Consider the following 20632-nt stretch of genomic DNA (forward strand, 5'->3'; position numbering starts at 1 on the left):
TCCTCCATTGATCGTGCTATTGATGGTGATTGGGGCGCCCGTCAGAGCGCCGGCCCCGTCGTGCTCCAGGGCGATTCGTAGAGTTCGTAGAGCGCCACCGCAGCCGCACCCTGCGCCCAGAAATCATCGGTCGAATCGTCGAAGACGAGTTCGCTCACGCCGCGCAGCGACGGCGGAATGGCGAGTGCATAGGCATCGCGCAGGCTGTTGAGAAAGGGTTCGCCGAGCGCCAGGCTCGAGCCCACAAGAATGACCCGCGGCGGCGCAAACAGCGTGACGATATTGGCAATGGTCAATCCGACCGCTTCGCCGGCGCGGATGGCGGCGCTGATCAGCCGGTCGTCATCGGCCTTGATCAGCGCCTGGGCATGGTTCATGCCGCGGCCGAGACGGATCGCTTCGGCAAAACGCCCGTCGGCCTGCTGTTCGCCGAGGATCGCGCTTTCGCCGGCCTGGCTGAAAAGCCGGACGACGCCATTCGGTCCCATGCCGAGCACGAGATCGCCGAGATTGTGGCTGAGGCCGCCGGCGCCGCGAAACAGGCTGTTGCCGTGCAGGACGCCCAGCCCCAGCGTCTGCTCCAGCGAAATCAGCACCATATCCTCGAGATCGCGGGCCTTTCCGAACCAGTGATGGCCAAGCGTGATGGCGTGGGCGTCGCTTTCGACAATGGTCGGCGTCGCCAGCCGCGTCGACATCTCGGCGGCGAAATCGACATTGGTGTCGCGAAAGATCGGGCTGCTTCTTATATAGCCGGTGCGGTGCTCGATGACGCCGGGAAAGCCGAGGCAGACGCTGTCGACATCCTCCAGCGACAGCCCGGCATCGACGACGCAGCGCCTGACCCCATCCTCGACCAGATCGGCGATGACGCCGATCGGCTGCCGGTCGATGCGGATCGGCAAGGCGAGCTTCGACAGCACGTCGCCGCGGAAATTGGTGACGACGAAAACCATCCTGTTGGCGGCGATCTTGGCGCCCACCACGCGGGCCGCATCGGGATTGAGCTCCAGCATCACCCGCGGCCGTCCGCGCACAGCCTCATTGCGGATATCGCCTTCGTGACGCGGCAGGATCAACCCGTCGTCGAGCAGCGAGGCGGTGATGGCCGAAACGGTAGTGGTGGAAAGTTCGGTACGCTCGCTGATCTCGATCCGCGAGATCGGACCATGGCGCCGGACGGTATCGAGCACGTTCAAGCGATTGATCGCGCGCATTAATTCGGGATCTGCGGTCTTCATCGGAATCAGCCAGGCGAGCGTTTCATTGGGGCGGAACCCAAATATTTTTAACGGGTTACGAAATAAATAGCGGGCAATTCTGCGGTCCTGTCAAGCGCATTTGATAAAAATAGAGGCATTGGGTTGACATTGGGTCAAAGCTCCGTTGAATTAATCCGCATAGGGGAAAAATTGTGAGGACAGCCCCCTGGGAGGAAAAATCATGAATTTTATGTTGAAGAACGCCGGTCTCGGCGGCAGGCGCATCGCATCCATGGCCGCGGCTGCCGGCATGTTGCTGGCCGGGGCAGGTGCAGCCTCGGCGACGACGGTGGTCAAGTGGCTGCATCTCGAGCTCGACCCGAAATATGTCGCGGCCTGGGAAGACATCGTCAAGAAATACGAAGCCCAGCACCCTGACGTCGATATCCAGATGCAGTTTCTCGAAAACGAGGCCTTCAAGGCCAAGCTTCCGACATTGCTGCAATCCGACGACGTGCCGGATTTCTTTTTCAGCTGGGGCGGCGGCGTCTTGAAGCAGCAGTCCGAGACCGGTGCGCTCCAGGATGTGACGCCGGCCCTCGATGCCGATGGCGGCAAACTGCGCAGCGCCTATAGCCCGGCTTCGGTCAGCGGCCTGACATTCGAAGGCAAGACCTGGGCTATTCCCTACAAGGTCGGTCTGGTCAGCTTTTTCTACAACAAGGAGCTGTTTGCCAAGGCCGGCGTCAAGGCCGAGGACATCAAGAATTGGGCTGATTTTCTCGCCACGGTGAAGAAGATCAAGGCAGCCGGCATCGTGCCGATCGCCGGCGGCGGCGGTGAGAAGTGGCCGATCCACTTCTACTGGAGCTATCTCGTCATGCGCGAAGGCGGACAGAAGGTCTTCGAAGCCGCAAAGACCGGCCAGGGCGAAGGTTTCCTCGATCCCGCAATCATCAAGGCCGGCGACGACCTTGCCGAACTCGGAAAGCTCGAACCGTTCCAGCCCGGCTATCTCGGCTCGACCTGGCCGCAGGCGCTCGGCGTCTTCGGTGACGGCAAGGCTGCGATCATCCTCGGCTTTGAAAATACCGAGGCCAACCAGCGCAAGAATGCCGGCGACGGCAAGGGTCTCGCACCCGACAATATCGGCCGTTTCGCCTTCCCGGCAGTCGATGGCGGCGCCGGCAAGCCGACCGATACGCTTGGCGGTCTGAACGGCTGGGCCGTTACCAAGAAGGCATCCAAGGAAGCGATCGATTTCCTCGCCTTCCTGACGAGTGCCGAGAACGAGCGGGCGATGGCCAAATCAGGCATGCTTCTGCCTGTCGCCGTCGGCGCCGGTGACGGCGTTACCAACCCTCTGCTTGCCGAATCGGCAAAACAGCTGGCCGCCTCGACCTGGCATCAGAACTATTTCGACCAGGATCTGGGTGCGGCGGTCGGCCGTGTCGTCAACGACGTGTCGGTGGAAATCGTCTCCGGTCAGATGAATTCCAAGGACGGCGCCCAGATGATCCAGGACGCTTTCGAGCTGGAACAATAACCAGCGCCTGCAGACCATTCCCGGCGCTCCCAGCCAAGAACGGAGCGCCGGCATTGCTGCCGACATGCCGAAAGCAGGATCCATGGCCAATATTTCAGTCCCGTCGATAACCACTGCCGCAAGGCCGGCAAAAAGAGCCGCAAACAGCAAGAGTTCAGTCGCCCACGACCGGCTGGCGGTGCTGTTGATCTTCCTGCCGCCGGCGCTGCTGCTTTTCACGCTCTTCGTCATCATGCCGATGGGCGAGGCGGCCTGGTACAGCCTCTACAAGTGGAATGGCTACGGCACGCCGACCGAGTTCATCGCGTTGCGCAATTTCCAGGTTCTGTTTCGAAATGCGGCCTTCACCCAGGCGCTGGTCAATAACGGCCTGATCATCGTCATCTCGATCTGCATCCAGGTGCCGCTCGCCATCTGGCTGGCCACCATGCTGGCGCACCGCATTCCGGGTGTCGTCGGCTATCGCCTCATCTTCTTCCTGCCCTATGTGCTGGCGGACGTTGCCGCGGGCCTTATCTGGCGCTTCGTCTATGATGGCGACTATGGCCTGTTTGCCGCCGTTTCCAACTTCTTCGGCTTCGCCAACCCTTACGTGCTCGCCGACAAGGACGTGGCGATCTATGCCGTGCTTGGGGTCATCGTCTGGAAATATTTCGGCTTTCACATGATGCTGTTCATCGCCGGCCTGCAATCCGTCGACAAGAGCGTGCTGGAGGCAGCCGAAATCGACGGCGCCACCGGCTGGCAGAAGTTCCGTTACGTCACGCTGCCGCTGCTCGGCTCGACCTTGCGTCTTTCCATCTTCTTTGCCGTCGTCGGCTCGCTGCAGCTCTTCGACATGATCATGCCGCTGACGGGCGGCGGGCCGTCCAACTCCACGCAGACGATGGTCACCTTCCTCTACACCTATGGCGTCATGCGCATGCAGGTCGGCCTCGGCAGCGCCGTCGGCGTCGTGCTCTTCATCATCTGCGTGACGCTCGCCTTCGGTTACAAAAGGATATTCATGCGCCATGACTGATATGAGCTCTTCCATCCGCATGAGCACGTCCACGCGCGTCTATCTCTACGTGTCGCTGAGCCTCATTGCCGCAATCGTGCTCGTGCCGTTGCTGACCACGGCGCTCGGCGGCTTCAAGACGCTGGGCGACCTGCGCACCAATCCCTTCGGCCTGCCGACGGAGTGGCAATGGGCAAACTATACCGATATTCTTTTCGGTGAGCGCTACTGGCTGCAGATCGGCAATTCGCTAGTGATCGCGTCGCTCACCGTCCTCCTGACGCTGATCGTCTCGTCGATGGCGGCTTTCGCCTTTGCCCATGTCCGGTTTTTCGGATCGTCGTTCCTGCTCAATTATTTCCTGCTCGGCCTGATGTTTCCGGCGGCGACCGCGATCCTGCCGCTCTTCATCCGCATCCGCGATCTCGGCCTGCTCGATACCTATTGGGGTGTGGTGCTGCCGCAGGTGGCTTTCGGCCTTGGCATGAGCATCCTGCTGTTTCGAAACTATTTCCGCAACCTTCCGGAAGAATTGTTCCAGGCGGCCTTCGTCGACGGCTGCGGTTATCTCAGATTCTTCTGGCACATCTCGCTGCCGCTTTCGCGACCGATCGTCGCCACCGTCAGCATCATTTCCTTCGTCGGCAGTTGGAACAGCTACATCCTGCCGCTGATCATGCTGAACTCGGAATCGAAATATCCCTGGCCGCTCGGCATCATGGTCTATCGCGGCGAGTACGGCACGGAGTGGCAGCTGGTGCTGGCCTTCATCACGCTGACCATCCTTCCCACCATCATCGTCTTTTTCGTCGCCCAGAGACACATCATCGCCGGTCTGACCGCCGGTGCCGTGAAGTCCTGAGCCGAACCGTTGGAGTGCAATCATGGCATCCGTTGAACTCACCGATATCAGCAAGACCTATGGCGCCGTCGACGTCATCCACGGCATTTCGCTTCATATTGAGGATGGGGAATTCGTCGCGCTCGTCGGCCCGTCCGGTTGCGGAAAATCGACGCTGCTGCGGATGATCGCCGGCCTCGAGGAGATCACCGACGGCGAAATCGCCATCGGCGGCAAGGTCGTCAACGCCATGACGCCGCGCGAACGCAACATTGCCATGGTCTTCCAATCCTACGCGCTCTATCCGCACATGACCGTGGCTGAAAACATGGGCTTCAATCTGAAGCTCGCCGGCGTTGCCAAACCCCAGATCGAGCTCCGGGTGGCGGAGGCTGCCCGTATGCTGGATCTCGCCGAGCTCCTCGACCGCAAGCCGGCCCAGCTTTCCGGCGGCCAGCGTCAGCGTGTTGCCATGGGCCGCGCCGTCGTGCGCAATCCGGCCGTCTTCCTGTTCGACGAACCGCTGTCCAATCTCGATGCCAAGCTGCGCGTGCAGATGCGCTCGGAAATCAAGACGCTGCACCAGAAGGTCAGGACGACCTCGATCTATGTCACCCATGACCAGATCGAGGCGATGACGCTTGCCGACCGTATCGTCGTGCTCAATCAGGGCAGGGTGGAGCAGCAGGGCACGCCGCTCGAACTCTACAGGAAACCGGCCAATCTCTTCGTCGCCGCCTTCATCGGATCGCCGGCGATGAACATGCTGGACGGCACCGTCGACGGCGAAAACGGTGAGCCGGCCGCCCGCCTCGGTGATGGCACCGCGATCCGCATCGCGCCCGACCGCAAGGTCAAGGCCGGCCAGGCGGTCACCATCGGCCTGCGCCCCGAACATCTCGTTCCCGGCATATCAGGCGGCACGCCGCTCGCCGGCCGGACGATGCTGGTGGAACCCACCGGCGCCCAGACCCATGTCGTCTTCGACCTCGCCGGACAGCAGGTGACCGCCATCGTCGACGGCGAATATCCCGCCCGTTACGGCGCCGTGTTCGAGGCAAGTATTACCAGCGATCAGGTGCACGTCTTCGACCGCGGCACCGGTGTGGCGCTGTAGCCGGGGCGGTTTGTCCCACGGCTGTCCGATTTGCGGCGACGAGCGGGGAACGCGAGGGTGCGGCATATCCTCTTCTCCCCTCGGGGAGACGTGCCGGCAGGCGGATGAGGGGGCTGCACGGCACGCTCTCTCCTCATAACCTATCCCGCCATTCCGCCGCAGGCGTATGACGCGTTGTTGAAAAGACCAGCTTCGCCCCCTTATCCGCCCTATGGGCGCGTTCTGGCCGAGGGGAGAACGGATGAGCGGCTAAGCCATTTGGTTTCTCAACGATTTCCCCCGCCACCGGACGTTGCCAATGCCACAAGTTGCACTATTGTTTGTCCGGCACGCGAAAACCTGATGGTGGTTATGCCGGTAGTAACGCGACATCTCATTGACCGGGGTGACGGAGCCACGGTCGAGCTTTTTCAAGCTCAAGCCGAAAGTGAAACGCCCGCAGGAGCAATCCTATTTGTCCACGGCAATCAGGGTGGCCGTCTGCTTGGAGGGATAGAGGCGGTCAACAGCGGCGCGTTGCTTCGGTTCTGTTCTGGTTTGAATATCACTGCGGCGGCAGTCTCGCAGCCTGGTTTTGGGGCGTCGGATGGCCCTCCGGATTTCTGCGGTCCCAAAACCCAGCAAGCGATCATAGCTGCTCTCGCCTTCCTGCAGGGCCAGCCTTTCGTCTATCCTGACCGAATTGTTCTCTATGGAAACAGTCGTGGCGCCGTTGCATCGGCAATGGTCGCCACCCAGGTTTCTGATCTGCGAGCAGTCATTCTGTCCAGCGGCGTCTACGATCTTGAAGTCGCTTATCACGAGAGTTCAGACGGTTTGCGCTGGGCTATCGAGAAAGAGGCGGGCCTATCGAGAGAGGCGTTTCTGGCTCGCTCTGCATTGCATTATGCGCCCGAAGTTCGGTCTGAGACGCTGTTGCTGCATGGAAAGCATGACGACCGTGCTCCTGTTGCCCAAGCCGAACTCTTCTCAAAAGCTCTGTCCAATGCCGGAGTCCTGGAGTCGCTTCACGTCTTTGAGTGCGGACATCAAATTCCGAGAAATGACATGCAGGGAGCTCTCAGGCCCTTCCTGCAAAGGGTGTTCAATCCCGTCGTGACGTACCACTAAGGCAGCATGACAGCTTCGGGCAGCGGGAAAGTGACGAAAACCTAAAAGAGATTAAGCCCAAACCCGCCTCTTGAAGGAGGAGAAAAATGAAACGCATCGAGATGGAGGTGAGCGGCGGCTGCCAGTGCGGTGCCGTGCGCTACCACGCAACCGCTATGCTTGAAAATTCGCATCTCTGCCATTGCCGCATGTGCCAGAAAGCCTCGGGCAACATCTTTGCAGCACTCGTCGCTGCGCCCGATGATGCGCTCAGCTGGACACGCGGCAAGCCGAGCGTCTGGAAGAGCTCGGAGCTTGTCGAGCGCGGCTTCTGCGCCAATTGCGGCACGCCATTGTTCTTCCACCATCTCGAAAACGGTCGCACCAACCTGATGATCGGTTCGCTTGACGATCCGCACGCCTTTTCGCCGCTGGCCAATACCTGCACCGAGAACATGGTGGCATGGTTCGATACGATCACGGGCATAGAAAATACCGGTGCGACCGAAGACAACGGCGCCGACTGGGCCGCGGCGATCAAGGAGAGCAGCAACCAGCACCCCGATCACGATACCACCTCATGGGCGGTGAGGCGGCGTGATGGCTGAGTCCTATTCCGGCGTTTGCCGGTGCGGGGCTGGTCCGTTGTTGGTGCGAACCGGACAGCCGCCGGGCCACCCCGGCGGCCTACTACAGCGATATATTATTCCGCCGCGATCCGTGTGACGCCGTTGGCCTGGACGATCTTTTCCAGCAGCGCGAGCTCGTCCTGGGTAAGATCCGTCAAAGGCGGGCGCACGGGGCCTGGGTTCTGCCCGAGGACGCGAAGGCCGGCCTTGATGATCGAGACGGCGTATCCCTTCTTGCGGTTGCGCAAGGCGACGAAGGGGAAGAAGAAGCCCTTCAGGATCTCGTCGACAGTCGCCTGATCGCCGGTGCGCAAGGCGCCGTAAAAGCGCTGGGCGAGGGCGGGCACGAAGTTGAAAACGGCCGATGAATAGGTCGTCACGCCTGCGGCAAAATAGGCCTGGGCGTAAACCTCATGGGTCGGCATGCCGCCGACATAGACGAGACGGTCACCAAGCAGGGTGGTAATCTCGATCACCTTGTCGACATCGCCGACGCCGTCCTTGAAGCCGATCAGGTTCGGGCATTCCTCCGCCAGGCGCGCGATGCTGTCGGCCGAAAGAATGGCGTTGTCGCGGTTATAGACGATGACGCCGATGCCGACCGATTGGCAGACCGCCTTGACATGGGCGATGAGACCCGCCTGTTCGGCAAACATCAGATAGGGCGGCAACAGCAGCAGTCCGTCGGCGCCGGCCTTCTCGGCCGCGACGGCGATCTCGATGGCGAGTGACGTACCATAGCCGGTTCCCGAAATGATCGGCGTCTTGCCGGCCGACGCCTTGGCCGCCCGGACAACCTGCGGAATCTCGGCCGGATTGAGAGAGAAGAACTCCCCGGTGCCGCCGGCGGCAAACAGCGCAGCAGCGTCGTAACCGGAAAGCCACTCGACATGACGGCGGTACTTGGCTTCGTCAAATTTGAGTTGATCGTCGAAATGGGTCACCGGAAACGACAGGAGACCACTACCGACGGCCTTCTTCAATTCAATCGGGTTCATCATGAAGTCCTATTTCTTAGGTGTTGAAAACCGGGTCACTCGCTGTCGAGCACTTGCAGAAGTGCAGCGATATAGCCGTAGCAGAAGGCAAATGCGGTGGCGGTTGGGTCCTTGCCGCTGACGGTCGGTACATGGTCGGGCATCAGCATGTATTTGAAGCCCACCTCCTTGTAGATCCTGGCCGAACGGACCATGTCCATGTCGCCTTCTTCAGGGAAGGTCTCCATGAAGGACAGCTTGCCGCCGCGAATGTTGCGGAAGTGAACATTGAAGATCTTGCCGCGCTGGCCGAACCAGCGGATGACATCGTCGATCTCCTTGCCGGGATTTTCCAGCATTTCGCCGATCGAGCCCTGGCAGAAATTGAGGCCGTGATAGGGGTTTTCGCGCATCAGCACGAACTTCTTCAGGCCTTCTACCGTGCCCAGCACCCGCGTGACGCCGCGATAGCCCGGCGGCGTATAGGGATCGTGCGGATGGCAGGCGAGCCGGACGCGGTTGCTTGCAGCGACAGGAACGACGCGTTCCAGGAAATAGTCGATCCGTTCCCAGTTTTCGTCCTCGGAAAGCACGCCGGCAAGACCGGGCTCGGCCTGCTGATCCGTCTTGTCCCAGCGGAAGCTGGCATTCAGCGACCCGCCGCGTCCCGGCTCATCCGGCGTGCGGGGAATGCCGATCAGGTTGAGATTGTACTTCACCGAAGGAATGCCGGCCGCCGCAACATTCTCGATCAGCTTGCAGACGGCGTCGATCTGTCTGTCGCGCTCGGGGCCGGCAAGCAGGATATCGGGATAGGAAGCCTTCTCGATCGGCTGCGAGGGCAGCGGCAATTGAATCATGTCGAGGATCAGGCCGAAGCTTTCGACCTTGTCGCGATGGCGCTCGAGGTCGGACAGCGTCCAGCTGCTCGGCTTTCCCGGCGGGTCGGCATTGATATGCTTCACACCCAGTTGCGCGAAGATACGATAATCGTCGTCATCCCGCGCCGCGACCTGTGTTCCCAGATACATTTGAGTCTCTTTCGAAATTACACAATGTCATATGACATAATATGAATTTTGAAGAGTGTCGAGCCCTATTGCTGCTCGGCGAGCATGCGGTAGCGGCGTTGGCTGGCCAGCATATGTGCGCGCATTGCCTGGCGGGCGCGTTCGGGATCCTGATCGGCGATTGCCGACAGGATTTCGACATGTTCGGCATAAACCTTCTGAAGATAGCTGCGGTCATTGGCCTCGGGGAGTGTCGGAAACTGGCCGCGGGGGATGGCTCTGGGGCCGAAATGGCGCAGGACATCGACATAGAATCGGTTGTTCGTGGCGGCGGCAATTGCCATGTGGAAGGCGTAATCCGCTTCCACGGTTTGCTGTCCGGTTTCGATCAGGTGCGCCATTCTGCGGTTGGCCTCACGGATTGCCGCCTCCTGCTCGGCGGTGCGGCGATAGGCGGCAATTGCCGCCGCTTCACCCTCGGCCGCCATACGAAACTCCAGCAACTCCAAGGTTTCCGGAATGCTTTTGATTTCCACCGGCGTCAGCGGCAGGACCGAATGCGCCTTCGGATCCGCGACAAAAACGCCTTTGCCCTGGATCGGCTTGACGAAGCCTGCCGACCTTAGATCGGCTATCGCCTCGCGCACCACGGTGCGGCTGACGCCGAATGTCGCTTCAAGCTGCGGCTCGGTCGGCAGTTGATCGCCGACACGCAGCGTCCCCGTCTCGATTTGCGCCCGCAGCTGATCGATGACCTGTTGCGCCAGTCTTTGCCGGCCGCCGCCGAATGTTGTCATTGTCCGTTCCCCCAATCCCTTTGCATCAAGTCTCCCGCTCGGGTCTTGCAAATCATATCAGACTTCGATAAATCATAATACGACATACGGGCGACATAATATGTCTTTTATAGTAGTCTAGGGAGGACTTACAATGAAGCATTTTTCTAAGGGCTTGTTCGTCGGCGCCGTCATCGGCGCCCTGACGATCGCTGCACCGCTCTCGCAGGCTGCCACCCCACAGGACCAGCTGGTGGTCGGCACCTCACTGGCGCAGGTTTTGTCGCTGGATCCGCAGCAGGCGACCGAAGGCAAAGCGGTAGAGATCATGTCGAATCTTTACGATCGGCTCGTCGCCAGCACGGCTGATGGTAAGATTCTTCCGCAGCTGGCGGAAAGCTGGAAGGTTGACGACAAGGGCATCACGTTTACGCTGCGCAAGGCCAATTTCGCCTCCGGTAACCCGGTAACCTCCAAGGATGTCGTCTACTCGCTGGCGCGGCTCCTGAAGATGGATCAGGCCGCCGCCGCCAACCTCAAGCGCGTCGGTTACGACAAGGACAATGTCGAAAAGCTCGTCAAGGCCGTCGACGACCAGACCGTGCGGATCGATCTCTCCGACCAGGTGACGGCAGAGCTTCTGCTCTACCGGCTGACGACGACCACCACCAGCGTGGTCGACAGCGTCGAGGTCGAGAGCCACGCCGTTGATAATGACTACGGAAACGCCTGGATGCGAACCCATTCGGCCGGCTCCGGTCCGTTCACCCTCAATCGCTGGTCTCCGAACGAACTGGTGATTCTCGATGCCAACAAGGACTATATGGCCGGCGCGCCGAAGATGCGTCGTGTCATCGTCCGGCATGTGCCTGAAAGCCAGGTCGAGCGGCTGATGCTCGAACGCGGCGATATCGATATTGCCAGCGCCCTGACCGCCTCGGATCTCGCGACTTTCCAGAGCAAGAAGGGCTTTGCCATCCAGCGCATTCCGACGGGCGGTTTCTATGTGCTGTCGATGAATGCCGGCAACAAATACCTCGCCAACCCGAAGGTTCGCGAAGCCATTGCCTACGGCATCGACTATAAGGGCATCGAAAAGACCATCATGGGTCCTTACGGCCGGGCCAGAAACGTTCCCGTTCCGGAGAATTTCGAATATGCCATCCCCAATCCCGATTGGCATCTCGACGTCGAAAAGTCCAAGCAGCTGCTGAGCGAGGCAGGCTTCAAGGACGGATTCTCGCTTTCGCTGAAGACCATCGCGCAAACGCCGCGCATCGATCTTGCCACCGCCATCCAGGCATCGCTTGCCCAGGTCGGCATCAAGATCGACATCCAGCAGGGCAACGGCTCGGAAATCATCGCCGCCCATCGCGCCAGGGATTTTGATCTGCTGATCCCGCAGACCAGTGCCTATATGCCGAACGTGCTCGGCTCGATGGAGCAGTTTTCCTCCAATCCCGACAACTCGAAGGAAGCCAACAATGCGGGCAATTTCGTCTGGCGCTCGGCCTGGGACATCCCGGAACTCACGGCGCTGACGGCGAAAGCATCGATGGAACCGGACGCCAAGAAGCGCGGCGAACTCTACGTTCAGATGCAGAAGATGTTTGTCGAACAGAAGCCGGCGGTGCTTCCGCTCTTCGAGCGCTTTGAGCCGATCGTCCTGTCCAGCAAGGTCGAGGGATATGTGGGGCATCCGTCTCAGTTAACGCGTCTCGAGAACGTGACGAAGGTCGAAACCCAGTAATACTTCCCAGGACAGCCGATCATGAAGGAACTCTCCGTAGCCGAATTTGGCCGACGCCTGGCGCATTTGCTGGTCAGCCTGTTCATCCTCTTATGCGTGACCTTCGTGATCGGCCGCGTCTTGCCCACCGATCCGGTCGGCGCGATTGTCGGCGAGCTCGCCGATCCCGCCGCCTATGCGGCGATGCGGGCGCGCCTGGGGCTCGATCTGCCGATCTACCAGCAGTTTTTCCTCTATCTGAACGGGCTGGCGCATGGTGATTTCGGCACGGCCGTCCTCACCGGCAATCCCGTCTCTTCGGACCTCGCCCAGGCCTTTCCGGCGACGTTCGAACTTGCGACGCTGGCGGTGATCATTTCGACCTTCGTCGGTGTCCCGCTCGGGCTGGTCGCGGCGCTGTTTCGCGATAGCTTCATCGACAAGACGGCCCGGGTGGTCGCGCTCGTCGGTCATTCGATCCCGGTTTTCTGGTTCGGCATCGTCGGCCTCGTCATCTTCTATGCCGGCCTCAACTGGGTCGGCGGGCCGGGCAGGATCGATGTGTTTTACGAAGGCCTCGTCACACCGCGCACCGGCCTGTTGTTGGTCGACAGCCTGCTGCAGGGCGAGACCGAAATCTTCTGGAATGCGCTCGGCCATATCATTCTGCCGGCCGTCATCCTCGCCTATGCGGCGATGGCCTACATCACGCGCATGACCCGCAGCTTCACCCTGGAGCAGTTGAGCCAGGATTATGTCATTGCGGCCCGAGCCAAGGGTGTGAGCCCGCTCGGCACGATCTGGCACCACGTCCTGCCGAACATTGCGGTGCAGCTGATCACCATCCTGGCCATTTCCTATGGCGGTCTGCTCGAGGGCGCTGTCGTGACCGAGATCGTTTTCTCCTGGCCGGGCATCGGCCAGTACATGACGAACGCGCTGATGATCGGCGACATGAACGCCATCGTCGCCGGCACCATCATTGTGGGATTCATTTTCATGTTGTTGAACTTCCTGGCCGACGTCGCTTACGCCGTCTTTGATCCGCGCATGCGGGAGGCGGCCCGATGAGCGACGTCATCCGCAGCGAGATTCAGATCCGCCCTCCAAGCGTGTCGACCCGTGTCGCGGCGTCGTTTGCGCGCGCCGGCCGCAAATTGGCGGCCGAGCCGCTTGGTCTTGGAGGGTTCGTCATCCTCGGCCTGCTTTGCCTGATCGCGATCTTCGCGCCGCTCCTGGCGCCCTACGATCCGGCGATACAGGCGCTTGGCGATGCCTTGCAGCCGCCGAGCCTCGCGCATCTGGCAGGCACGGACGAATTCGGCCGGGATATCCTGAGCCGCCTCATCTTCGGCACGCGCATCACCATCCAGACCGTGCTTTCGATCTCCTTGATCGTCGGCCCGATCGGCCTGTTGATCGGCGTTGTCGCCGGCTTCTTCGGCGGACGCATCGATGCGCTTCTGATGCGCGCCACCGATATCGTTCTGTCTTTCCCGTCGCTGATCCTGGCTCTGGCTTTTGCTGCGGCACTCGGCGCCGGCTTGACCACGGCAATCATCGCGATCTCGCTGACCGCATGGCCGCCGATTGCCAGGCTCGCGCGCGCCGAGGCGCTTGTCGTCAGAAACGCCGATTACGTGGTCGCCGCCCGCCTTTATGGCGCCTCGCCGATCCGCATTCTTCTCCTCTATATCGCGCCGATGTGCGTCCCGTCGGTCATTGTTCGCCTGACGCTCAACATGGCGGGTATCATTCTGACGGCAGCGTCACTTGGCTTCCTCGGCCTTGGCGCCCAGCCGCCGGCGCCGGAATGGGGCGCGATGATCTCCAGCGGCCGCAAGTTCATGCTGGATTATTGGTGGGTTGCCGTGATGCCGGGTATCGCCATCCTCCTCACCAGCCTTGCCTTCAACATCGCCGGAGATGCTCTGCGCGACATTCTGGATCCCCGCCATGCAAGATCGTGATCTGCAGCCCGTTCTATCCGTCGAAGGATTGAGCGTCCGTTTCGGGCGAGGCGCCGTGCCTGCCGTCTCCAACGTCAGTTTCGACGTCGGGCGCGAACGCGTCGGGATCGTCGGAGAATCCGGTTCCGGAAAATCGACGACCGGTCGCGCCATCATGCGTCTTCTGCCGCCGGCCGCGGTGGTCTCCGCCGAACGTCTGGATCTCGCCGGCAGTTCGTTGCTGTCGAAGTCCGAACGTCAGATGGGCGCGCTGCGCGGCAAGGACATCGCCTTGATCATGCAGGATCCGCGCTATTCGCTGAACCCGGTGCTTTCGATCGGTAAACAGATCGCCGAAGCCGCCCGCCTTCACCTCGGTCTTCACAAGAAACAGGCGCATGAGGCTGCCCGCGCCATGCTGGAGCGCGTGCGCATCAGCGATCCGGAGCGGGTCATGGCGCTTTATCCCCACCAGATATCGGGCGGCATGGGCCAGCGCGTGATGATCGCCATGATGCTGCTGGCGCGCCCGAAGCTTGTCATCGCCGACGAGCCGACCTCGGCGCTTGACGTCAGCGTCCGCAAGGACGTGCTGCTGTTGCTCGATGAGCTGGTGCGCGAGAACAATTCCGGACTGCTCCTGATCAGCCACGACATTCGCATGGTGGCAGCCTTTTGCGAGCGCATCATCGTCATGTATGCCGGCCGGATCGTCGAGACCCTGACTCGTCTCGAAGACGCCCGCCATCCCTATACCCGCGGGCTGATCGCGGCGCTGCCCGACCCCAGGAACCCGGTTCGCCGCCTTGCGGTTCTCGACAGGACGAAACTCGATCTGGAGACGGCGCAATGATCAATGTGCGTGACCTCGATGTCGTCTTTGCCTCCGGCAGATCAAGCAACCATGTCGTCAGGGGCATCAGTTTTCAGGTCAACCAGGGGGAGACCCTTGGCATTGTCGGTGAATCCGGATGCGGCAAATCGACGGTGCTGCGGTGTCTCGCCGGCATGGAGTCCGGCTGGACCGGTCACATCGAGCTTGGCGGCAAACCGATCGGCAAGAAGCGCTCTCGCGAGGAGCTGAAATTTGCCCAGATGGTGTTTCAGGACCCATACGGATCCCTGCATCCGCGCCATCGTATCGGCACCGCCTTGGCCGAGCCGCTGCGCGCCATGCGCCATTCCGATATCTGGTCGAAGGTCGAGAGGGCGTTGATCCAGGTGGGGCTGCCGGCGAGCTTCGCAAACCGCTTTCCGCATGAGCTTTCCGGCGGCCAGCGACAGCGGGTGGCAATCGCCCGGGCCCTGATCCTGTCGCCGCCCATCCTGTTGCTCGACGAGCCGACATCGGCGCTCGATGTCTCGGTCCAGGCGGAGATCCTCAACCTGCTTGCCGATCAGCGAGAGGAAAAGGGCCTGACCTATCTGCTTGTCAGTCACGACCTCGCGGTCATCGGCCATATGTGCGACCGGGTGCTGATCATGAAGAACGGTTGCTTCGTCGACGAACTCACCAAAGCGGATCTGCAGGCCGGCACCACGCATGATGCCTATGCGCGAGAGCTGTTCGAAGCGAGCTTTATCGAAGCTTGATATCCTCGAGCGTGATGGGGTTCAGCGATCCTCTTTTGCGACATGGACGCGGTTGACCGCTGCGACGCTACCCCTTTCGACGAGATGGCAGGCAAGCTCTACCCGCCGCCGTGGGGCCGCAAGGCCGAGCATCATGTCGCGCAGCAGATCGAGCGCGGTGGCGCCGAGTTCGCGCATCGGAATATGCACCGTCGACAGCGGCGGATTGAGAAAGGCCGACTGCGGCAGGTCGTCTATGCCCATCACCGAGATGTCCTGCGGGACGGCATAACCCATGGCCTGCAATCCGCGCACGGCACCATTGGCCAGACTGTCGCCCGCCGTCAGGATCGCGGTGAAGGTGAGGCCTTTCTCGCGGACGAGACGGGTGACCGCCTCGGCGCCGAGTTCCGGCAGCCAGTCGTCGACCTCGAGCACCAGATCGGCATCGGCCGTCAGCCCATGATGCTGCAGGGCGTCGCGCCAGCCCTCCAGGCGCCGCTCGATCGTCCGCCGCCCCGGCCTCAGCATGAACAGGATACGTTGATGTCCCGCCTTGATCAGCCGCTCGGCGGCAATGAAGGCGGCCGATCGGTTGCAGGGCGTAACACTCGAAAGCCGCATATAGGGATCGTCGCTGTTGACGAGCACGACGGGCTTTCCGAGATCGGCGGCCGCCGCCAGCATCTCCTCCTCGTCGACGGTCAGGATCAGCATGCCGCCAAAACTCGGATCGTCACGCATCTCGGCGACGACCCGGGCTTCATCCCCCTTGTCGGCGATAGGGCGCATCGCCAGTTCGATGCCGAGAGCGGCTGCGCGCGCATTCAATCCTTCGAGCACATAGAGCGTGAACTGGTTGCGGACATAGTCGATCATCGCCGCGCCGGAGGCGACGAGCATGACCTTCTTGCCGGCAACGCTCGCCGGCAGGGCGTAGCTGACCGCACTCGCCGTTTCCAGCACCAGCTTGCGAATCTCCGGCCTGACGCCCTTTTCGCCAGCCAGCGCACGCGACACCGTGCTGATCGAGACACCGCATCTGGCGGCAATGTTGTCGAGGCGCGTGCGCCTGCCTTTTTTCTCTTCCGCCGCCATGTCCTCTCCTCGCTCCCGACTACTATGCAAAAATCTTTCAGATTGCGCAAATGGAATGCCTATGCACAATTGTTGCCTGAGGAGTCCGCGACAAGCGGCAGAGCAGGGAGGCTTTGAAATGTGGCTAGGCGGCCAGTCCATGCGTCGGCGTTTTACCCGGCGTCCCAAGGCTTGAGCATGATGCCGAAAAGTGTGAGCGGTTTTCGGGCGACATCATGCTCCAACTGTTCTGGGGCGGGCTGAAATATGACCACTGAGCAGCAATCCCATCTCCGCCGCGCAACGGCGAAGGATAGCCCGATCGTCTACTGGCAGCTCGCCAACCTGTGGCAGGAGCGCTATGACGTCGCCGACCGTCCGATGGACGGCAACATGGATCCGTTTTTCTTCGTCACCAAGACGAAGAATTTCATCCCGCATGAATATCCCTGCCGCACCGAATTCAAGAAATCCTTCTCCGGCCGGCGGCCGCAGCCGGCTGCCGAGTTCGACGCTGTCCGGTGGTGGCTTCCCTTTGCCTCCCCGCGTGTCGATCTCTCCGGCTTCTGGTTTCGCCCGACGCGCATCGGCTGCTGGGCGCGCACCTTCCTCGATGCCCGCTCAGTGGGACCCGCGACGCTTCGCCTGTCGACCTGCGGCGGTGCGATCCTCTTCGTCAATGGCCGCGAGCAGGGCTTCATGGCGCCTTATCAGCGCAATCTTGAAGCCCAGCAGCTCTTCGAGATCGAACTGGCGGCCGGCCTCAACGAGATCCGCGTCTATTTCGACGATCTCGCCGAGCGCGACGCGCGTTTCTATTTCCAGCTGGATTATGTCGAAGGACCGGAAGTTGAAGCCGCCGTGCCCGTTCCCATCGCCGCCGGCGACGCGGATGCGCTGGAGGTCATCCTCGAGGGCATGCGCTTCGACCGCACCGCCTATCTCGGCGAAGATGTCACGATCCTCTTCCCCGTGCCGCTGCCGGTGGCGCTGAGCTGCCATGTCGAGATCGAAGGCGACTTCATGTCGATCGAGCGCTTCGACTATGATTTCGAGCTGGAAGCGGGAGCAACCAAGCTGGAACTCGGAACCTCGGCTGATATGCCCGCCGATTTCCGCCATTTCCGCATCACCTTCAAAACAGGCGAGCTCTCGCTCGGCCGAACGCTCGGCGTCGAGATCTGTCATCCCCAACGCCAGGGGGAAGCGCCCGCCGCTCTGGAGGACCGCGTCGCCGAGGCGCTGGCCGAGGTCGCCGCCCATTCCGAACCCGATACGGTCTGTGCTTTCGCGCGTCTTGCGCAGGGGCAGGGCGGCGAGGAAACCGAGGCGATGATCTCGGCCATGCTGCCGGTCATCGAGGATTGCCACGACTGCGCCGATTTCGTGCTGGTGCCGCTGCTCTTTGCCTATACGCGCTGGAGCGATCTGCTGTCACCCGAGCTGCGCGACAGGATCGAGCACGCCGTCCTCAATTACCGCTATTGGATGGACGAACCGGGCAACGACGTTCAGTGGTATTTTTCGGAAAACCACGCGCTTCTCTTCCATACCGCCGCCTATCTCGGCGGCAGGCTTTTCCCCGATGCCGTCTTCGTCCGTTCCGGCCGCACCGGCGCCGAGCAGATGCAGGTCGGCGAACAGCGTGTTCGCGCCTGGCTCGATCATTTCGAGCGCTGGGAAATGGCCGAGTGGAATTCCGTTCCCTATTTCCCGATCGACCTCAAGGGGCTGACGGCGCTGGCCGCCTGTGCGCCAGATGAGACGATCCGCAGCCGGGCGAGTGCTAGCATCGTCCGCCTGATGGAGATCGTCGCCCGCTCGGCCCATCACGGCATGCTGACCGGCAGCCAGGGCCGTTCTTACGAACATACGCTGCGCCCCGGCCGCTCGGTCGAACTCTCCGCTATTGCTAGGCTGCTCTGGGGCCGCGGCTGGTACGGCCGGCGTGTCCACGCTTTGCCGCAGCTTGCCGTCTGCATTCGCGATCATGGCCTGCGTTTTCCAGAAGCTCTTGCGGCGATTGCGGCGCACCAGTCCGACGACGCGCAGGAATGGACCTTTTCCCAGGGCGAGAACCGTTTCGCCGCGCTCTACCACTATAAGACCCGCGACACCGCGCTTGGCACCATCGCCCATTATCGTCCCGGCGCCTGGGGCTACCAGGAGACGGTGCTGCATCTGCGCTTGGGCGATCGGCCGGAAGCGCAGATCTGGATCAACCATCCCGGCGAAACCATCCAGTTCGGGTATGGCCGGCCGAGCTTCTGGGGTGGCTGCGGAACGCTGCCGCGCGTCCATCAGTATCGCGATCTGGCAATCCTCGATTTCGAGATCCATGAGGGCCAGCCGGATTTCACCCATGCCTGGTTCCCGCTCGAGGCCTTCGACGACACGGTGGTCGACGGCAATCTGGCGCTCGCCCGCTCAGGCAACGGGATTGCGATGCTGATCGGCAACGGCGCGCTGGAGCCGGTAAAGCAAGGGCCGACGACGGATATCGAGCTGCGGCTGGCTGGCCGCAAGGGCCGCTGGATTGTCCGTCTCTCCGATGTCGGGCGCGAGGGTAGCCTTGACGGCATGCAGGCGCGTTTCGCCACGCTCTCGGCGCGGCGAGACGACGAGGGTGCATTGATCGTTATCGATCCGGATTATGGCCGGGTCGTTTTCGAAGAGGACGGTACCATGCGCGCCGAAGGCCGCATTCTTCGCCCGGCGGACTGGTCGGTGCGGGGAGACGCGGTACATCTGAAGATACCGGGCAGGCAGCCTCGGCGCGCGGCCTCGTAGACGACGTGTCCGGCAGGTGGAGGACCGGCCGGACGCAGGAATTGATCGGTCAAGAGGAGGAGAAAATGACCAGAATGAAATCGATCGGCGCGGCTTTTGCTGCGGTTCTCTTGAGTTCCGTTGCCGCCCATGCCGGTGACGTGCGCATCATGTGGTATTCCGACGGCGGCGAAGGCGAGGTAATCAAGGACCTGCTCTCGCGCTTCTCCAAGGCCAATCCCGACGTCAACGTCATCCTCGACGAGGTCTCCTACGACGTCGTCAAGGAACAGCTGCCGGTGCAGCTCGAAGCCGGGCAGGGCCCGGATATCGCCCGCGTCACCAATCTGAAGGCGCCGGCGCAGCACTGGCTTGATCTTCGCCCACTCCTTGCCGATGCGAAATACTGGGACGACAATTTCGGCGCCCAGGCCGACTGGATGCGTCCGGACGGCTCGAATGCCATCACCGGCTTCATGACGCAGCTGACGCTGACCGGCGGCTTCGTCAACAAGACGCTGTTCGAGCAGGCCGGCGTCGAGATCCCCGGCCCGAAAGCCACCTGGGACGACTGGGCGGCGGCCGCCAAGAAGGTCGCCGACAGCCAGAAGGTCTTCGCCATGGCGATCGACCGCTCCGGCCATCGCGTCTCCGGCCCGAACATCTCCTACGGCGCCAACTATATCGCCGCCGACGGCAAGCCGGCGCCGATCGATCAGGGCGCCAAGGACTTCCTCAGCCGCTTCGTCAAGTGGAATGAGGACGGCACCATCAACAAGGATGTCTGGGTCAGTGCTGCCGGCACCACCTACCGCTCCGCCGCCGAGGACTTCATCAATGGCGGCCTTGCCTATCTTTATTCGGGCAGCTGGCAGGTTTCGGGTTTTGCCCAGAAGATTGGCGACAATTTCGACTGGGTGATGGCGGGCAGCCCCTGCGGTTCGGTCGCATGCTCCGGCATGCAGGGCGGCGCCGGTCTGGTTGCCGTCAAATACACCAAGAACCCGAAGGACGTCGCCAAGGTGATGGACTACCTGGCAGGTGCCGACGTGCAGAAGGAATTTGCCGAACGCAGCCTGTTCATTCCGGCGCATAAGGGCGTTGCCGCCGGCCAGATGGACTTCAAGACCGACAATCCGCATGTGCAGGCGGCGCTGAAGGCCTTCGTCGAAGCGGCCGGCCAGACGGCGGCACCGGCCATGAAGCTGCCGGGCTGGAAGTGGTCGGACGCCTATTACAGCGCCATCGTCGCCCGCATCAGCCAGGTGATCGCCGGCGAAATGAAGCTCGACGACGCCTATGCCCGCATCGACGAGGACATCAAGGCCAAGGTTGCCGGCAACTGACGG

The 20632-nt window shown here is 61.6% G+C and carries 18 protein-coding genes; 13 read left to right on the forward strand and 5 right to left on the reverse strand.

Annotated features, from left to right (window positions below; genetic code table 11):
* Nucleotides 1–41 precede the first annotated feature (41 nt).
* Nucleotides 42–1241 carry an ROK family transcriptional regulator gene (locus tag ACD590_RS09290; protein WP_003559245.1) on the reverse strand — a complete coding sequence of 400 codons (1200 nt, stop codon included), beginning with the start codon at nt 1239–1241 and terminating at the stop codon, nt 42–44.
* 202 nt (nt 1242–1443) lie between these two features.
* Between ACD590_RS09290 and ACD590_RS09295 the strand changes: the two genes are divergently transcribed.
* The 6 genes from ACD590_RS09295 to ACD590_RS09320 all read left to right on the forward strand — a co-directional run bounded on the left by ACD590_RS09295 (nt 1444) and on the right by ACD590_RS09320 (nt 7403).
* Entirely contained in the window at nt 1444–2748 is a 1305-nt protein-coding gene (locus tag ACD590_RS09295) for an ABC transporter substrate-binding protein (protein WP_018445421.1), read from the forward strand.
* Between the two features lie 82 nt (nt 2749–2830).
* Entirely contained in the window at nt 2831–3769 is a 939-nt protein-coding gene (locus tag ACD590_RS09300) for a carbohydrate ABC transporter permease (RefSeq protein ID WP_003559249.1), read from the forward strand.
* Nucleotides 3762–4610, forward strand: coding sequence for a carbohydrate ABC transporter permease (locus ACD590_RS09305; protein ID WP_003539503.1), 849 nt, complete (start codon nt 3762–3764; stop codon nt 4608–4610). Before ACD590_RS09300 ends, ACD590_RS09305 begins: the two co-directional genes overlap by 8 nt.
* Nucleotides 4611–4632: 22 nt before the next feature.
* Nucleotides 4633–5706, forward strand: coding sequence for an ABC transporter ATP-binding protein (locus ACD590_RS09310; RefSeq protein ID WP_439002467.1), 1074 nt, complete (start codon nt 4633–4635; stop codon nt 5704–5706).
* A gap of 342 nt (nt 5707–6048) precedes the next feature.
* Nucleotides 6049–6816: an alpha/beta hydrolase family protein gene (locus ACD590_RS09315; RefSeq protein WP_439002468.1), complete on the forward strand. Its 768-nt coding sequence runs from the start codon at nt 6049–6051 to the stop codon at nt 6814–6816.
* Between the two features lie 86 nt (nt 6817–6902).
* The gene (locus ACD590_RS09320; protein WP_193442164.1) at nt 6903–7403 is read left to right on the forward strand and encodes a GFA family protein; all 501 of its coding nucleotides are present in this window, start codon (nt 6903–6905) and stop codon (nt 7401–7403) included.
* A gap of 95 nt (nt 7404–7498) precedes the next feature.
* Here the strand turns inward: ACD590_RS09320 and kdgD are convergent, their stop codons facing one another.
* The 3 genes from kdgD to ACD590_RS09335 all read right to left on the reverse strand — a co-directional run bounded on the left by kdgD (nt 7499) and on the right by ACD590_RS09335 (nt 10208).
* Nucleotides 7499–8425 carry a 5-dehydro-4-deoxyglucarate dehydratase gene (gene kdgD / locus ACD590_RS09325; protein WP_112902968.1) on the reverse strand — a complete coding sequence of 309 codons (927 nt, stop codon included), beginning with the start codon at nt 8423–8425 and terminating at the stop codon, nt 7499–7501.
* A 32-nt stretch (nt 8426–8457) separates the two neighbouring features.
* The gene (locus ACD590_RS09330) at nt 8458–9432 is read right to left on the reverse strand and encodes a mannonate dehydratase (RefSeq protein WP_018445415.1); all 975 of its coding nucleotides are present in this window, start codon (nt 9430–9432) and stop codon (nt 8458–8460) included.
* A gap of 65 nt (nt 9433–9497) precedes the next feature.
* The gene (locus ACD590_RS09335; RefSeq protein WP_018241956.1) at nt 9498–10208 is read right to left on the reverse strand and encodes a FadR/GntR family transcriptional regulator; all 711 of its coding nucleotides are present in this window, start codon (nt 10206–10208) and stop codon (nt 9498–9500) included.
* Nucleotides 10209–10341: 133 nt separating this feature from the next.
* Between ACD590_RS09335 and ACD590_RS09340 the strand changes: the two genes are divergently transcribed.
* From ACD590_RS09340 to ACD590_RS09360, 5 genes are read left to right on the forward strand one after another with little or no spacing between them, the layout of a single operon-like run.
* Nucleotides 10342–11937 carry an ABC transporter substrate-binding protein gene (locus ACD590_RS09340; RefSeq protein ID WP_018445414.1) on the forward strand — a complete coding sequence of 532 codons (1596 nt, stop codon included), beginning with the start codon at nt 10342–10344 and terminating at the stop codon, nt 11935–11937.
* A 21-nt stretch (nt 11938–11958) separates the two neighbouring features.
* Nucleotides 11959–12987, forward strand: coding sequence for an ABC transporter permease (locus ACD590_RS09345; protein ID WP_018241958.1), 1029 nt, complete (start codon nt 11959–11961; stop codon nt 12985–12987).
* The gene (locus tag ACD590_RS09350) at nt 12984–13886 is read left to right on the forward strand and encodes an ABC transporter permease (RefSeq protein WP_018241959.1); all 903 of its coding nucleotides are present in this window, start codon (nt 12984–12986) and stop codon (nt 13884–13886) included. The genes ACD590_RS09345 and ACD590_RS09350 overlap by 4 nt, the downstream gene beginning before the upstream one ends.
* On the forward strand, nt 13873–14718 hold the full coding sequence (locus ACD590_RS09355; RefSeq protein ID WP_018445413.1) for an ABC transporter ATP-binding protein: 846 nt from the start codon (nt 13873–13875) through the stop codon (nt 14716–14718). Before ACD590_RS09350 ends, ACD590_RS09355 begins: the two co-directional genes overlap by 14 nt.
* On the forward strand, nt 14715–15458 hold the full coding sequence (locus ACD590_RS09360; RefSeq protein ID WP_439002469.1) for an ABC transporter ATP-binding protein: 744 nt from the start codon (nt 14715–14717) through the stop codon (nt 15456–15458). Before ACD590_RS09355 ends, ACD590_RS09360 begins: the two co-directional genes overlap by 4 nt.
* Before the next feature lie 21 nt (nt 15459–15479).
* Here the strand turns inward: ACD590_RS09360 and ACD590_RS09365 are convergent, their stop codons facing one another.
* Nucleotides 15480–16535 (reverse strand): LacI family DNA-binding transcriptional regulator, encoded by a 1056-nt coding sequence (locus ACD590_RS09365; RefSeq protein ID WP_439002470.1) that lies wholly within the window; start codon nt 16533–16535, stop codon nt 15480–15482.
* A gap of 246 nt (nt 16536–16781) precedes the next feature.
* Between ACD590_RS09365 and ACD590_RS09370 the strand changes: the two genes are divergently transcribed.
* Nucleotides 16782–19304, forward strand: a complete 2523-nt coding sequence (locus tag ACD590_RS09370; RefSeq protein WP_439002471.1) for a hypothetical protein — start codon at nt 16782–16784, stop codon at nt 19302–19304.
* A gap of 65 nt (nt 19305–19369) precedes the next feature.
* Entirely contained in the window at nt 19370–20629 is a 1260-nt protein-coding gene (locus ACD590_RS09375; RefSeq protein WP_018241964.1) for an ABC transporter substrate-binding protein, read from the forward strand.
* Nucleotides 20630–20632: the final 3 nt, after the last annotated feature.

This window comes from Rhizobium sp. 862_C5_N1_2 (genome assembly GCF_051811205.1).
GTDB classification, from domain to species: domain Bacteria; phylum Pseudomonadota; class Alphaproteobacteria; order Rhizobiales; family Rhizobiaceae; genus Rhizobium; species Rhizobium leguminosarum.

What these genes read in the sequence shown, in the direction of transcription:
- ACD590_RS09310 (WP_439002467.1), top strand. Translation starts at nt 4,633, where the DNA reads ATGGCATCCGTTGAACTCACCGATATCAGCAAGACCTATGGCGCCGTC.
- ACD590_RS09305 (WP_003539503.1), top strand. Translation starts at nt 3,762, where the DNA reads ATGACTGATATGAGCTCTTCCATCCGCATGAGCACGTCCACGCGCGTC.
- ACD590_RS09350 (WP_018241959.1), top strand. Translation starts at nt 12,984, where the DNA reads ATGAGCGACGTCATCCGCAGCGAGATTCAGATCCGCCCTCCAAGCGTG.
- kdgD (WP_112902968.1), bottom strand. Translation starts at nt 8,425, where the DNA reads ATGATGAACCCGATTGAATTGAAGAAGGCCGTCGGTAGTGGTCTCCTG.
- ACD590_RS09370 (WP_439002471.1), top strand. Translation starts at nt 16,782, where the DNA reads ATGACCACTGAGCAGCAATCCCATCTCCGCCGCGCAACGGCGAAGGAT.
- ACD590_RS09345 (WP_018241958.1), top strand. Translation starts at nt 11,959, where the DNA reads ATGAAGGAACTCTCCGTAGCCGAATTTGGCCGACGCCTGGCGCATTTG.
- ACD590_RS09330 (WP_018445415.1), bottom strand. Translation starts at nt 9,432, where the DNA reads ATGTATCTGGGAACACAGGTCGCGGCGCGGGATGACGACGATTATCGT.
- ACD590_RS09365 (WP_439002470.1), bottom strand. Translation starts at nt 16,535, where the DNA reads ATGGCGGCGGAAGAGAAAAAAGGCAGGCGCACGCGCCTCGACAACATT.
- ACD590_RS09300 (WP_003559249.1), top strand. Translation starts at nt 2,831, where the DNA reads ATGGCCAATATTTCAGTCCCGTCGATAACCACTGCCGCAAGGCCGGCA.
- ACD590_RS09295 (WP_018445421.1), top strand. Translation starts at nt 1,444, where the DNA reads ATGAATTTTATGTTGAAGAACGCCGGTCTCGGCGGCAGGCGCATCGCA.
- ACD590_RS09315 (WP_439002468.1), top strand. Translation starts at nt 6,049, where the DNA reads ATGGTGGTTATGCCGGTAGTAACGCGACATCTCATTGACCGGGGTGAC.
- ACD590_RS09355 (WP_018445413.1), top strand. Translation starts at nt 13,873, where the DNA reads ATGCAAGATCGTGATCTGCAGCCCGTTCTATCCGTCGAAGGATTGAGC.
- ACD590_RS09375 (WP_018241964.1), top strand. Translation starts at nt 19,370, where the DNA reads ATGACCAGAATGAAATCGATCGGCGCGGCTTTTGCTGCGGTTCTCTTG.
- ACD590_RS09360 (WP_439002469.1), top strand. Translation starts at nt 14,715, where the DNA reads ATGATCAATGTGCGTGACCTCGATGTCGTCTTTGCCTCCGGCAGATCA.
- ACD590_RS09320 (WP_193442164.1), top strand. Translation starts at nt 6,903, where the DNA reads ATGAAACGCATCGAGATGGAGGTGAGCGGCGGCTGCCAGTGCGGTGCC.
- ACD590_RS09335 (WP_018241956.1), bottom strand. Translation starts at nt 10,208, where the DNA reads ATGACAACATTCGGCGGCGGCCGGCAAAGACTGGCGCAACAGGTCATC.
- ACD590_RS09290 (WP_003559245.1), bottom strand. Translation starts at nt 1,241, where the DNA reads ATGAAGACCGCAGATCCCGAATTAATGCGCGCGATCAATCGCTTGAAC.
- ACD590_RS09340 (WP_018445414.1), top strand. Translation starts at nt 10,342, where the DNA reads ATGAAGCATTTTTCTAAGGGCTTGTTCGTCGGCGCCGTCATCGGCGCC.